Origin of the sequence: Microbacterium schleiferi, assembly GCF_020781975.1 — a bacterium.
Taxonomy (GTDB): domain Bacteria; phylum Actinomycetota; class Actinomycetes; order Actinomycetales; family Microbacteriaceae; genus Microbacterium.
This window is the reverse complement of the sequence record NZ_JAJGNI010000013.1, coordinates 61,773-73,241: the sequence shown is the minus strand read 5'-3', so window position 1 is coordinate 73,241 and position 11,469 is coordinate 61,773. Positions and strand designations below refer to the sequence as shown.

Sequence of the window (11,469 nt, the reverse complement as noted above, 5' to 3'; positions counted from 1 at the left end):
AACCCTGCCCTCGACGCGTCACCGCGCCCCGATCATGCCGCCCCGGCACACCCACGGCTCATCGGTGGATCGAGGCTTAGGCTCAACTGATAGGTGCGCCAAGCGCACCAGTTCCATGGGACCCTCAGCCTTGCTGCGCCGAGTGGCTCGAACGCGAACGGCGATCGGAAGGCTCCCCTCAGCCTCGAGCATCGCTTCGCAAACGGAGACTATGGTCGAACGATGAAACGGGCTGCAGAGATCGCGGCGCAAGTCTTCGCAGCGCGGGACGCCCTGCTGCGCGAGCAATCCGAGGACGACCGAGTTGCGTTTCTCCTGTTCGATAGTGCGGCAGAAACGCTAATGGTCCGCTGGATCGCCTCTGGAATGGGGTTGCACAAGTGGGACTGGGGGCACTACTGGAGGGCACCCGGCGAGAGGCTATTAAAACCCGATCTCACCGACATGGAGCAGCGCGAGCGTGAGCGCGCCGCTGCGGGCGGCCGGGCCGTCCTCTGGCAACTCTCGGCGAGTCAGAAGCGGAAGATCGAACGCGACTTCACTGCCAAGCTTCAGCTGCTGGCCTGGGACGGAGCAATACCCCCTGCATACATCGCGACGCTGGGACGACTCCACGACTATAGGAATGAGATGTACCACCGCGAAGAATCGCGGCCAAAAGCCCTTCGCACGATGGTCCACCTTTACGCGTGGCTGGTCGCAGACCTCCTGGAGCGCCTGTCAGCGGGATGGTTCAGCTGGTCAAGCGACGATCCAGCAGACCTCCTCAAACGAACGTACGCTCGGATGGGGGTTGAAGCGCCAACAGTCGAGGGTGCCCCGCTCGGTCCGTCGTTCGAGATTCAGACCCACATGGCAGAAGCTCTGCGTAGAGAGTTACGACTTGAGGCAGTGCCGGCGCTACTCGGTGATTACGCTGCAGACCGCCTTGAGAAGACCCACTCTCGAATCGCTTTCTGCGCTGAATTCTTGGCCGGTGAACTCGACGCGAAGAAGGTAACCGAAATGGACGTCATACGACTGCTGTATGCACCAGCGCCAGTAGGGCGACTAGAGGACCTTGCAGGCCTGCGCGTCCCAGTGTCACGACAGACGATCGCGTCCTGGGACGCGTGGCCAGACCGCATCCGCACTACAGAAGAACCGTTGGACGCCTTTGGCTCGCTGGCAGAGTTGGAGGCCGAGTTCGAGCCATTTGAGGCGAAGGTGCGTGAGCTCGCTTCCCAAATCGATGGCGAGATTCAGTTCCGCAGCGACTGGGCACGCGGCAAGTAGATCTACGCCGGCAGCGGGAGCGCTGCATTCTGTGCGGTAGAGGATGCGGCACTCGTCGCTTGCGATGCCAACGCGGGCCTAGCCGGCACGACCTAGGATCTGGACGATGGTCACGAACGTCCAGGCGTCATACACGGATCGCGCCGACGAGTACATCGCGCTCCTCGGCTCGATGCAGAGCGTGCACCCCTCGGATGAGCACCTTGTCTCCGCATGGGCCGCTCAGATCGAAGGCCTCGTTCTGGATGCCGGCTGCGGGCCGGGTCACTGGTCCGGGCATCTCGCAGCGCAGGGTGTCCGCATGCTCGGGATCGATCAGGTGCCAGCGTTCCTCGAACACGCTCGCGCGGCATATGCAGGCGTCTCCTTTGTCGAGGGCAGCATCGATGAACTGCCACTCGCCACGGGCAGTGTGGCCGGCGTGCTCGCTTGGTACTCGCTGATCCACCACGATCCCGGCACCATCCACCGTGCTCTCGATGAGTTCGCACGCGTTCTGGAGCCAGGCGGAGCGCTGCTCATTGGGTTCTTCGTCGGCGCAGACGTTGAGCCGTTTGACCACGCCGTCGTCCGCGCCTGGCGCTGGTCGCCCGATGCTTTGGCGGAACGCCTCGCCGCGGCGGGCTTCGAGGTCATCGAGACGCACACCCGGTCGGTGCCGCAACCGCAGCCACGACCGCACGGCGCGATACTTGCTCGGCGGCGGTAGGCATCCCGTCGATGCGCGACGGGGACGGTCTCGCTGAGGTGTCTCGCTTGCCGCTTAGCCGACGGGCGAGATGAAGGTTCCTTGGTGGAATCGGATCTGGAGTTTCCCGTCGTGCATGGCCCAGAGGGAGGAATGCCGACTGTCGCCTTTTGGCCTCGAAACGACGTAGGTGACGAGGGTGAGCCCAGGAGCCACCGAGTGCAAGGCCCACTCACTCGTGGCCGGAGTTTTCCGGCCCGGTTCATGAGCCAGCGCGGCGATCGTTTCGTCGCGCGACCACAACCTCCCTGAGCGACCGACTTCGACAAACCCTGGATGCAAGAGTTCAGCCAAGCGTGCCGGGTCGCGCCGCACGGCTGATGTCAGCAGTTCGATTTCCGCACGCCGGATCTCATCAAGCTCCATGCAGGAAGATTCGCACAAAAGAGGAAGGGACTGACGAGAGTCTCCTACGCGCCGCCGGTGTGCACGAAAGCGACCCGGGCGGAGCCGTCGCCGCGGAGGTGCCAGCGGTTCCGCAGCGCCCCGGGGTGGGCGTGGAGCGTCGGCTTCGCCCGCCGGCGAGAACTCGCCTCGGGGAGAGCGACGCGAACGCGATCCGAGTTTTCTCACAGTCAGGCCGAATGCCACTATTCGTGAGAAAACACGGTTATATCTCGCTACGATAAAACCGTGGAAGCGCGAGAAAACACCGCATCGGTGTCGGCGCTGCTTCGGGTCATCCCCCCGGAGCTTGAGCCGGAGTGGGATAGCCACGTCGTTCGCATTCGTCACGAGGGGCGCGAATCGCTGTTCCGGCCGCTCTGGATCGGGGAGGGCCTGCCCGCTGATGCCCGGAGGGCGCGCACCGAACTCTTCCACGGTGCCTCCGAACGAACCGACGGTGTCGTGCCCGTCGTGACTGCCCGCCGGGTGAGCCCCGGGGCGCGGGAGATCCTCGAAGACGCACAGCTGTCATGGGCAGACGCCAGCGGCCGGGCGCGCATCGTGGTGCCGGGGAGCTTTTACATCGCGAGACTGGAGCCAATTCGAGCGGATGCGGGGCGGGCCTTCAAATGGTCGGCAGCAGCCGATGCGATAGCTGAGACGTTGCTCGGGTGGCGGGTGGAGTATTCCGAGCCAGAGACCATGCCCATCGAGCAGGTTGGCGTCATCGCGAAGACCGCGGATGTCTCGTTGGCGCACACTGCTCGCATCCTGCGGCACTTCGACGAGCAGCGGTACACGGCCAAGACCGGAGCCGAACGTGGTACATCGGCAACGCGCGAGTTTCGCGATCCGGGACGGATGCTGAGCGACTGGGCGGCGCATTACGCAGCCACGCCTCAGTCGGGAGCTGACATCGAGTTTCACGTTCCCTGGCGCGATCCCCAGCAATCGATCGAGGCGCTGACAAGTTCGCTGCATGGCCAGGATTGGGCGCTGACCGGGGAGGCGGCGGCGGATCGTATTGACCCGTATCTGACGAGTGTGCCGGCGGTCGATCTGTACGTGCCGGCGGGGCAGCTCGAGCCCGCGCGTGGGCGGTTGGCGCAGCATCCTGATTTCAGAGAAGTGGAGTCGGGAGGGCGCATCCGCCTTTCCGCCGCCGATCCCTATGTCTTCCGACTCACACGGGAAGCACGGGACGTGCGCACCGTATCTCCGGTGCGGGTCTATGCCGACCTATTGCGCGGCCGGGGGCGCACCGCCGAAGCCGCCGAATACCTGCGGGAGACCGCCATTGGATTCTGAGTCCCGAACCCGGGAGGCGCGCGCCCGCGCAGAGGAGGCGCTCGTGCGATTCGCGCTGCTCGCCGGGGGACACACCGACGAGTTCGTCGCCATCGGCGGCCTCAATCCTGAGTATCTCGCCACCGATGCTCCCGTCTCCCACCAGGGAACAACCGATGTCGACCTGCTCTTCGCGATCGGGTGGGATCTCGCCGGCGCCGAACATGACTTCTCGTGGCTCGATGTGGCTCTCGAGAAAGGCGACTTCACCTCGGAGAATCGGTGGCGGTGGAACGCGACCCTCGGCGACGCGCGGGTGCGACTCGAGTTTCTCGCGGACGTCTGGGATCACACTGCAGACACCGTATCGCTGCCCGGCTCGCGGACTGCGGTCGCGACCAAGCTGGCGGGACCGGCCGCAGCGCTCGTGGACCCCGAGCTGCGCGACCTGCCAGTGCCGCCATCCGTTCGCGCACAGTTTGGTGTCGAGACGGATGCCGTGACCCTTCGATTCGCGAACCTCGGCGGCTATCTCCTCGCCAAGGCGGCTGCGGCGCAATCGCGGATGCTGCACAAAGACAAGTACGACCTGATGTATGTCACGCTCTACAATCCCGGAGGCGCAGCGGGTGCGGCGACCGCCGTAGCGCGCCAACTGGGTCTGGCAGGCGACGTCGCAGACCCGGGTGCTATCCGTGCAGCGATCGCAAAGTTCGTCGAGCCCGACGGTGCGTGGGCCGGAGTGTTCGCGGACACGATGGTGGCAACCGGCGACACCGCCACAGAAGCGCAACTTCGAACGGATGCCGCGATCGGCGCCCAGACGTTCCTTGAGGTGCTCGACGCGAGCGCGTAGCTAGTGTTCTACGCCCCGCCGGTATACACAAACGCCACCCGTGCCGACCCGTCCCCGCGAAGGTGCCAGCGGTTCCGCAGCGCTCCCGGATGTGCGACGGCGTCCCCGGCGCCGAGTTCCCAGATCCCGAGGCCTTCGATCTCGAGGGCGATGGCGCCTTCGATGACGTAGTGGATGACTTCGCCATCCGTTTCGAACCAGTCGCCGACCTGCTCGCCGGGGCGGATGGCGTACTCCTGCAGGGAGGTCTCGCCGGCGTGGATGACGCGGGTGTGGGCGGTGTCGGATGCCTCCGAGACCGGCACCCACGTGGCATCCGCCGCCCGCGACACGTGAACGACCTCGGGGTCGGGGTCTGCGGGAAGGAGCGCCGAGGGCGAGATGTCGAGGGCGTTCGCGATGCGGTACAGAGTCAGCAGCGAGGGCATCGTCTGGCCCGACTCGATCTGGCTCAGAAACGGCTGGCTGATCTCTGCGGCCGAGGCCAGCGCCCGCATCGACAGCTTCTTCTCGGTGCGCGCCTGCCGCACTTGCCGCCCGATTCCGACGCCGATCTGCGTCTCGTCGGATGCCGCACTCGGCCCGTCGGCGCTGGTGCGAGCGGGCGAGGACACGGCTCCAGAATACGGCGCGGCCCCACGCCTGCTCGCGCGGCTAGTCGGAGACGAGGGAGCCCACCAGGTGGGCGATGCCGTAGTCGTAGGCGTCGTCGAGATCACCGCCGAGGCGGAAGGCCCCCGCGAGCTCCATCGTGACGAACCCGGTAGCCCACGCCGTCAGCAGCCGCGCGGCGTCGAGCGCGTGATCCGCGCCGACGGTGGCGCTGGTCGCCCGCAGGACGGGCGCACTCGTGGCGGCGAGCTTGTCGGCATCCACCGTCGCGGTGAACAGCAGCCGGAACGCCTCGGGCCGCTCGTGCGCGAAGCGGCGGAAGACGAGCAGCTGGTCTTCGATCCCGGATGCCGCCTCCAGACGCGCCGTGAGGTCGTCGGCAGCGGCGCCGCCGACGAGTCCCAAGAGCGTCTCGCGATCTCGTACGCGCTTGTAGAGCGAGGGGGCTTTGACGCCGACATCCTGCGCGACCGCCTGCATCGTGACGGCGGCGACCCCGCCGGTTTCGAGCAGACGCGCTGCTGCACTGACGATCTCGTCGAGCGATGTTCTCTCCGGTGTCGGCATCGGACCCCCCATGGCTATGAACATAAGCTATCAGGGCTAATATCCGTAGCCATCACTCGGAAAGGCCAGTCATGAGACTCGCACCCTCACTGCACCGCATCGGCAACGACATCGTCGCCGCCTACCTGATCGTCACGCCCGAGGGCATCACCCTCGTCGACGCCGGCCTCCCCGGCATGTACTCCGACCTCACCCGCGAGCTGGATGCCATCGGTCGCTCGCTCGACGACATCCGCGGCATCCTGCTCACCCACGGCGACAGTGACCACGTCGGGTTCGCCGAGCGCCTGCGCGCCGAGCGAGGCATCCCGGTGTTCGTGCACGCTGCCGACGCCGATCGCGCTCGCGGCGGCGACAAGCCCAAGACCCCGATGGGCTCGACCCGGATCGGCCCCCTGCTGCAGTTCGCCGCGTACGGCATCCGTAAGGGCATGCGTCCGACCTGGCTCACTGAGGTCCGCGAGGTTACCGACGGCGACACGCTCGATCTTCCCGGCGCGCCCCGCGTGATGTCGATGCCCGGACACTCGCCCGGCAGCATCGCCATCTTCTCGCCCGACGTGCGCGCCGTCTTCGTCGGCGACGCGCTCACGACCCGCCACGTGCTGACCGGTCGCACCGGCCCCGGCCCGGCTCCGTTCACGGATGACCCCGCCGAGGCGCTTGCGTCGCTCGGGAGCATCGCCGACCTGGATGCGGACTGGGTGCTCCCCGGACACGGACCCGCGTTCCACGGCTCACCCGCGGGTGCCGTCGAGGCCGTGCTCGCCGCGGCCTAGGCGTAGCCAGCGACCCGTTCAGTCGCGTCGTGTTGCGGCCCGGGTTGCCTGGGAGCCGCATTTCGGCGCGACCGAACAGTCTGCGCTCGAGATACAGGTGCACCAAACCCGTTCAGTCGCGCCTTGTTGCGGGTCGAGTTGCTCGGGGCCCGCGTAACGGCGCGACTGAACGGTCACGAGCTACTCGCCGCGGGCGTTGTAAACGAGGGAGTCGCTGGCGCCGTAGGCGCGGTAGACCTCCAGGGCCTCCTCGCGGCCGACATCCTGGGTCACCCGGATGCCGCGAGCCTCGAACTGCTCCGCCCAGTCGGCGACCATCGGGCCCTCATCGAAGCCCGAGAGCTCTTCGAGCTCGGGACCGGACCCCGCGACAACGAGAGACCGCACCCCACTCCACATCGTCGCTCCGTAGCACTGCACGCACGGGCGCCAGTTGACCACGAGCGAGCGGCTCGCGCCGTCAGCGCCAAGGTCCCAGCGGCCGAGGCGCTGCTGCGCGAGCCCGAGGGCCATCACCTCGGCGTGCCCCGACGACTTGCCGGTCGAGAGCACGACGTTGACGCCCGCCGATACGAGCTCACCCGTGGTGTCATCCACGACGATCGCGGCGAACGGACCGCCGTTGCCCTCGCGCCAGTTGCGGTCGGCGAGGCGGTTCACGAGCGCCATCCGCTCTTCGAGCGTGGGCAGCACGGCAGGCAGCGTGTCGGCCTCGTCGACGAGCCACGTGGGCAGGGTCATGGTGAAGGATGTCGAAATCGGCATGGGTTACTCCGCGGTTCGGGTGGGGGCGGTCTCAGGATGCTGCGCCAAGCGCCACACGCGCTGGCGGGTGAAGGGCTGGTGGAAGGGTCGCTTTCCGAGCGCCCGGGCGATGGCGTTGCCGATCGCGGGGGCGACGGGGTTGTACGGCGACTCGCTCATGGACTTTGCGCCGAACGGGCCGACCGTGTCTGAGGTGTCGGCGAGGTAGACCTCGGTCTCGGGAACGTCGGCGAACTGCGGCACGCGATACACGCGGAACACGGGGTTCTGCACTGCACCGTTTTCGACGAGAACCTCTTCATAGAGCGCGCTACCGACGGCTTGCGCGACGCCGCCCTCGATCTGTCCGCGCAGCTGCGCGGGGTTCATCACCGTTCCGGCATCCGCTGACTGCACCGACTGCAGAATCCGCACGACCCCGGTCTCGGGCTCCACGGCAACGCGCACCGCGTGCACGTTGAACGCCACCGACCGCAGCGCGCCATCCTCGCCACCGGTCGCGAACAGGCCGTTCTCGTCGCGCTCCTCGGGCGAAGCTGCAGCGACCAGCTCCGCGAACGGCACAACACCCGCGGGAGTCGCGACGCCGGCATCCGTCAGCAGGCCGGCATCCGGATCCGTGCCGGTCTGCGCGGCGGCAAGCTGCAGCATCCGTGTCCGCAGCGCCTGGCACGCGGCTGCAAGCGCCTTGCCCGCCACGGTGATGCCGGTCGAGGCGAACGCTCCGGTGTCGTGCGCGACGGCATCCGTGTCGGCGGTCCACAGGTGCAGCCGGCTAAACGGTGCCTCCAGCACGGATGCCGCGATCTGCCGCAACACGGTGGTGGTGCCGTTTCCGAACTCGGCGGTGCCGGCGCGCACGACGAACGTGCCGTCAGGGCGCAGCGCGACCTTCGAGCGAGAGACATGCCCGTTGGGGGCGATCGTCGCAATCATCGCGACCGCCATGCCCTCGCCGACTGCCCAGCCCTGCGGTGCCGCCACCCCGTTGCCGCGGCGCAGCGCATCCTGCGCGAGGTCGAGGCACTGGTCCAGGCCATAGCTGCCGATGATGAGGTCGCGTTCGTACGGGTCCTCATCCGGATGCAGTGGATCATCGGCCCGCACGATGTTGCGCCGCCGCAGCTCGAAGGGGTCGAGATCGAGCTTCTCGGCGAGCATGTCCATGGCGGATTCCACGCCGAGCATGACCTGCCCGAGCCCATACCCGCGGAACGCTCCCGAGGGCACGTTGTTCGTATAGACGGCCTCGGCGTCGATGTGGCGCACCGGCGTCCGGTACACGGTCGTCGACTCGGCAACCCCGTGGAACATCACGCCGATCGCGTGGTTGCCATACGCACCGGTGTCGCTGAGCACGTCGAGCTTCATCGCGGTGAGGGTGCCGTCGGGATCCGCCCCAAGCGTCACCGAGACGCGCATCGGGTGCCGCAGTGACGCGCGCGTGAACTGCTCGGTGCGACTGAACTCGTAGGTGACAGGCCTGCTGGTGCGCAGTACGGCGAGGGCGACGAGGTCTTCGGTGAAGATCTCTTGCTTGCCACCGAACCCGCCGCCCACACGCGCCGCGAAGACCCGGACGTTCTCACGCGGCAGGTCGAACACGTGCGCGAGCTCGTCGCGGGTAAGGAAGGGCACCTGCGTGCTCGAACGGATGACGAGCCTGCCGTCGTCGTCGAGCCAGCCGACCGCGCCGTGTGTCTCGAGCTGCGCGTGCGTCACGCGGGAGGTTTGCCAGGTGCCCGTCACGGTCACGGGGCTCGCGGCCAGCGCCGCGTCGATGTCGCCACCGTGGCCCTCGTGCAAAGCGGCGACGACGTTGCGGGATGCGTCGGCGACCCGGTCTTCAGGGGTGCGGCCCGGATGCAGCACGGGCGCGCCGGGGGTGCGAGCCTGCTCGGGGTCGAAGACGGCGGGAAGGATGTCGTACTCCACCTGCACGAGGCGGGCTGCCGCGTCAGCCGCGGCCGCGGTCTCGGCGACGACCGCCGCGACCCGCTGCCCGATGAAGCGGACGGTGTCATCGAGCACGCGGGTGTCGTCGGGGTCGTCGGTGCGGTGTTCGTGGCGGCCCGTGGAGAAGCGTGTGGCCGGGGCATCCTCATGGGTGAGGACGGCCACCACGCCAGGGACGGCCAGCGCGGCATCCGTGTCGATCGAGACGATGCGGGCGTGTGCGTGCGGGGAGCCGACGACCCGCAGCACCAGGGAGCCGGTGACCGGTTCATCGAGCGTGTACGGCTCGCGACCCTGCACCACCCGGCGCGCGGCTTCGGGAATCACCGAGGCCCCAATGCCGCCGGACGCGACCGGGGCCGGGCCGGTTTCGCGCACCGGCCCCATCACTGCCGCGGTGATCGCTTCGCGAATCGGGCGGTAGCCGGTGCATCGGCACAGGCTCCCCTTCATGCGGCGGTCGAGCTCGGGCAGGTCGGCTTCGGTGAGGGTGGATGCCGTGACCGCCATCCCCGGCGTGCAGAACCCGCACTGGAACCCGAAGTGTTCGACGAGCTGCTCCTGCACGGGGTGCAGTTCGTCGCCCGGTGCGAGGCCCCCCGCCGTCGTGACGACGGCGCCATCCATGCGCTGGGCGGGCACGATGCACGAGTGGACGGGCTCGCCATCGACGATCACGGCGCATGCGCCGCAGTCGCCCGCGTCGCACCCCTTCTTGACCTCCGTGTGTCCATGCTCGCGAAGGAATGTGCGCAGGCACTGGCCCGGAGCGGGGTCGCCCTCGAGTTCTGTGCCGTCGACGGTGAGCCTCATGCCACGTCCTCCGTCATGAGGTCAGCGACGACGCGCTCGGCGAGCACGGCGGTGACCGCGCGCCGCCAGTCGGCCTCGCCCAGAGCGTCGGTGAAGAAGTCCGTCGGGCTCGTGACATCCGCCCGCAGCTGGGCCGCATCGGGAACCCCGGGGTACCGGAAGACGTGGGGAGTGAGGGTGGATGCCGTCACCGCGACGACCGTCGACCCGTCGTCCCCGCGGCGGCCACTCACGACGATGCCCGATCGACCGAGCTCGGCGAGGGCCATCTTGTGCAGGCTCACGCGGCAGCGCATCGCCCCTGCCGGAACGTCGAGCGCGCGCAGCACTTCTCCGGGCTGCAGCGTGTTCTGAGCCTGACCCGTCACGAAGTCCGCAACCGGCTGTCGACGTTCGCCGCCGTCCGGCGTCCAGATCACCGCTTCGCCGTCGAGGGCCGCGAGAAGCGACACCATCGCCGCTGCCGTGAACGACTGGCAGACGTTTCCGCCGACCGTCGCGGTGTTCCATACCTTGAACGACATAAGCAGCGCGTGCGCGGCATCCGGGATTGCTCCCGTGGCGTGCCAACCGGCCGGAACCGGGGTATCGAGTTCGCCGCGCGACCACGCTACGAATCGCGCGATCGTGCAGGTCGCGGCGACACGGAGCCCCGCGTCAGTGACCTCGATCTCGGGCCAGCCCATGCGCGTGATGTCGACGAAGCCGGTCACCTCGGACTGCGGTTCGCTCATCAGCCACGTGCCGCCGGCGAGGATTTTCTCTCCGGGCGCGAGAGCGAGGTCGCCGCGGCTGCTCGCGAAGCGATAGGACGTGACGGTGGTGATGTCCATGCGCCCTTCCTCCGGCATCCGATGTTGACTCAGCGAACACTCCGAGTGAATCAGCCGAGGATTTCGCGAGTGTTTCGCCGCGGCACGTGTCAGGCTAAGCGAGTCGAGAGGAACCCGGATGCTCATCACCGGAATGGTCTTCGCCGCACTGGCCGCCTTGCTGCACGTCTACATCTTCTGGCTCGAGTCGCTCGCCTGGGGCGGAGCCCGCAGCCGCGCGACGTTTGGGGTGCGCAACGATGCCGAGGTCGAAATCACCCGCGCCTTCGCGTTCAACCAGGGCTTCTACAACCTGTTCCTGGCGATCGCCGCGATCCTCGGGATCGTCGTCGCAGCGATCGGCTCCGTGGCGGTCGGCGTGACCCTCATGCTGGTGGGAACCGGCTCAATGCTGGCCGCAGCCCTCGTGCTGTTCATCACCTCGCCCGACAAGCGACGAGCCGCCGTGACGCAGGGCCTGTTCCCGCTGCTCGCGGTCGTGAGCCTTGTCATCGCCCTGCTGAACGGCTGACTGCGGGACTAAAACGCGATCCCGCTGACGTTGTGGATCGGGTGCGCTCGTCCCGGGTGATCCTCGAAGAGCGCCGCACT

At 67.7% G+C, this 11,469-nt stretch carries 12 protein-coding genes; 6 read left to right on the top strand and 6 right to left on the bottom strand.

Annotation, left to right across the window (positions count from 1 at the left end; all coding sequences use genetic code 11):
* Nucleotides 1-222: 222 nt before the first annotated feature.
* Complete coding sequence (locus LL236_RS13720) at nt 223-1,275, top strand: hypothetical protein (protein ID WP_228179391.1); 1,053 nt, start codon at nt 223-225, stop codon at nt 1,273-1,275.
* Between the two features lie 106 nt (nt 1,276-1,381).
* Nucleotides 1,382-1,984 carry a class I SAM-dependent methyltransferase gene (locus LL236_RS13715; RefSeq protein WP_228179390.1) on the top strand — a complete coding sequence of 201 codons (603 nt, stop codon included), beginning with the start codon at nt 1,382-1,384 and terminating at the stop codon, nt 1,982-1,984.
* Between the two features lie 54 nt (nt 1,985-2,038).
* Here LL236_RS13715 and LL236_RS13710 read toward each other — a convergent pair whose 3' ends face one another.
* A complete protein-coding gene (locus LL236_RS13710; protein WP_228179389.1) occupies nt 2,039-2,389 on the bottom strand; it encodes a nuclear transport factor 2 family protein in 351 nt (116 codons plus the stop codon).
* A 267-nt stretch (nt 2,390-2,656) separates the two neighbouring features.
* Here LL236_RS13710 and LL236_RS15075 point away from each other — a divergent pair, with 267 nt between their 5' ends.
* Complete coding sequence (locus tag LL236_RS15075; RefSeq protein ID WP_228179388.1) at nt 2,657-3,718, top strand: type IV toxin-antitoxin system AbiEi family antitoxin; 1,062 nt, start codon at nt 2,657-2,659, stop codon at nt 3,716-3,718.
* 43 nt (nt 3,719-3,761) lie between these two features.
* Nucleotides 3,762-4,553, top strand: coding sequence for a hypothetical protein (locus tag LL236_RS13700; protein ID WP_228179387.1), 792 nt, complete (start codon nt 3,762-3,764; stop codon nt 4,551-4,553).
* A gap of 8 nt (nt 4,554-4,561) precedes the next feature.
* Here LL236_RS13700 and LL236_RS13695 read toward each other — a convergent pair whose 3' ends face one another.
* On the bottom strand, nt 4,562-5,167 hold the full coding sequence (locus LL236_RS13695) for a helix-turn-helix domain-containing protein (RefSeq protein ID WP_228179386.1): 606 nt from the start codon (nt 5,165-5,167) through the stop codon (nt 4,562-4,564).
* A gap of 40 nt (nt 5,168-5,207) precedes the next feature.
* Complete coding sequence (locus tag LL236_RS13690) at nt 5,208-5,732, bottom strand: TetR/AcrR family transcriptional regulator (protein WP_228179385.1); 525 nt, start codon at nt 5,730-5,732, stop codon at nt 5,208-5,210.
* 71 nt (nt 5,733-5,803) lie between these two features.
* Between LL236_RS13690 and LL236_RS13685 the strand changes: the two genes are divergently transcribed.
* A complete protein-coding gene (locus tag LL236_RS13685) occupies nt 5,804-6,511 on the top strand; it encodes an MBL fold metallo-hydrolase (RefSeq protein ID WP_228179384.1) in 708 nt (235 codons plus the stop codon).
* Nucleotides 6,512-6,691: 180 nt separating this feature from the next.
* Here the strand turns inward: LL236_RS13685 and LL236_RS13680 are convergent, their stop codons facing one another.
* From LL236_RS13680 to LL236_RS13670, 3 genes are read right to left on the bottom strand one after another with little or no spacing between them, the layout of a single operon-like run.
* Nucleotides 6,692-7,276: a nucleoside deaminase gene (locus LL236_RS13680; RefSeq protein WP_228179383.1), complete on the bottom strand. Its 585-nt coding sequence runs from the start codon at nt 7,274-7,276 to the stop codon at nt 6,692-6,694.
* A 3-nt stretch (nt 7,277-7,279) separates the two neighbouring features.
* On the bottom strand, nt 7,280-10,045 hold the full coding sequence (locus LL236_RS13675; RefSeq protein ID WP_228179382.1) for a molybdopterin-dependent oxidoreductase: 2,766 nt from the start codon (nt 10,043-10,045) through the stop codon (nt 7,280-7,282).
* Entirely contained in the window at nt 10,042-10,878 is an 837-nt protein-coding gene (locus LL236_RS13670) for an FAD binding domain-containing protein (RefSeq protein WP_228179381.1), read from the bottom strand. The genes LL236_RS13675 and LL236_RS13670 overlap by 4 nt, the downstream gene beginning before the upstream one ends.
* A 118-nt stretch (nt 10,879-10,996) precedes the next feature.
* Between LL236_RS13670 and LL236_RS13665 the strand changes: the two genes are divergently transcribed.
* Complete coding sequence (locus LL236_RS13665; protein ID WP_228179380.1) at nt 10,997-11,389, top strand: DUF1304 domain-containing protein; 393 nt, start codon at nt 10,997-10,999, stop codon at nt 11,387-11,389.
* Nucleotides 11,390-11,469 lie beyond the last annotated feature (80 nt).

Excerpts from the sequence above, each read along its gene's own strand:
- LL236_RS13720 (WP_228179391.1), top strand. The coding sequence starts at position 223 with ATGAAACGGGCTGCAGAGATCGCGGCGCAAGTCTTCGCAGCGCGGGAC.
- LL236_RS13710 (WP_228179389.1), bottom strand. The coding sequence starts at position 2,389 with ATGGAGCTTGATGAGATCCGGCGTGCGGAAATCGAACTGCTGACATCA.
- LL236_RS13690 (WP_228179385.1), bottom strand. The coding sequence starts at position 5,732 with ATGCCGACACCGGAGAGAACATCGCTCGACGAGATCGTCAGTGCAGCA.
- LL236_RS13715 (WP_228179390.1), top strand. The coding sequence starts at position 1,382 with ATGGTCACGAACGTCCAGGCGTCATACACGGATCGCGCCGACGAGTAC.
- LL236_RS13680 (WP_228179383.1), bottom strand. The coding sequence starts at position 7,276 with ATGCCGATTTCGACATCCTTCACCATGACCCTGCCCACGTGGCTCGTC.
- LL236_RS13670 (WP_228179381.1), bottom strand. The coding sequence starts at position 10,878 with ATGGACATCACCACCGTCACGTCCTATCGCTTCGCGAGCAGCCGCGGC.
- LL236_RS13665 (WP_228179380.1), top strand. The coding sequence starts at position 10,997 with ATGCTCATCACCGGAATGGTCTTCGCCGCACTGGCCGCCTTGCTGCAC.
- LL236_RS13675 (WP_228179382.1), bottom strand. The coding sequence starts at position 10,045 with ATGAGGCTCACCGTCGACGGCACAGAACTCGAGGGCGACCCCGCTCCG.
- LL236_RS13685 (WP_228179384.1), top strand. The coding sequence starts at position 5,804 with ATGAGACTCGCACCCTCACTGCACCGCATCGGCAACGACATCGTCGCC.